This is a genomic window from Vibrio sp. Vb0598, from assembly GCF_033338935.1.
Taxonomy (GTDB): Bacteria; Pseudomonadota; Gammaproteobacteria; order Enterobacterales; family Vibrionaceae; genus Vibrio; species Vibrio alginolyticus.
On record NZ_JAWOTP010000306.1, the window covers coordinates 1 to 1,035 of the forward strand.

The window sequence follows — 1,035 nt, forward strand, 5'->3', positions numbered from 1 at the left end:
GCTTGTCCAGAAGATTGTAAGTACTGTCCTCAGAGCGCTCGTTACACCACAGACATCGAGAAAGAGCGTCTGATGGAAGTCGAACGTGTACTCGACGCTGCTCAAAAAGCGAAAAATGCAGGTTCGACGCGATTCTGCATGGGCGCTGCGTGGAAGAACCCGAAAGAGCGCGACATGCCGCATTTGACCGATATGATCAAAGGCGTAAAAGACATGGGTTTGGAAACGTGTATGACGTTAGGTATGTTAACGCCAGAGCAGGCGAAGCAGCTGGCAAACGCAGGTCTGGATTACTATAACCACAACCTAGATACGTCGCCTGAGTTCTACGGCAACATCATTACCACTCGTACTTACCAAGACCGTTTGGATACGCTGTCTCACGTTCGTGATGCTGGTATGAAGATTTGTTCTGGCGGTATCATCGGCATGGGTGAAAGTGCCAACGATCGTGCAGGTTTGTTGGTTGAATTGGCGAATCTTCCTACACACCCTGAGAGCGTGCCAATCAATATGCTGGTAAAAGTGAAGGGTACACCGCTGGAGACTGTGGACGATGTTGATCCGTTCGACTTTATCCGCCTGATTGCAATCGCACGAATCATGATGCCTCAATCGGCTGTGCGTTTGTCTGCTGGTCGCGAAAACATGAACGAACAGATGCAAGCGCTGTGTTTTATGGCAGGTGCAAACTCAGTATTCTACGGCTGCAAACTTCTAACGACCCCAAACCCTTCTGAAGACAAAGACATGATGCTGTTTAAGAAGCTGGGTATTAACAGCCAAGAAGTGTCTCAAAAACCTGATGAAATCGAAGAAAACGAATTGCTGGATCGCGTGGTAGAGCGCGTTGCTGCACGTCCAACTAAAGACGATCTTTTCTACGATGCCAGCGTTTAAATCTCGAATCGAATCTGCTCTTTCTGCTCGTAAGGCGCAAGGGTTGAATCGTTCAATGAATGTGGTATTCGCCGGAAACCAATCGATTTTAGAACATGATGGCAGACGCTACATCAACTTCTCAAGCAACGATTA

General features: G+C 47.9%; 1 protein-coding gene and 1 pseudogene. Both read left to right on the forward strand.

The window, feature by feature from the left end:
- Positions 1 to 900, forward strand: a 900-nt coding sequence (bioB, locus tag R7Q38_RS24875; RefSeq protein ID WP_318114741.1) for a biotin synthase BioB, incomplete at its 5' end; no start/stop codon positions are given.
- A pseudogene (locus R7Q38_RS24880) lies at positions 887 to 1,035 on the forward strand (8-amino-7-oxononanoate synthase); the annotation flags it as partial. The gene bioB and the pseudogene R7Q38_RS24880, both read left to right, overlap by 14 nt.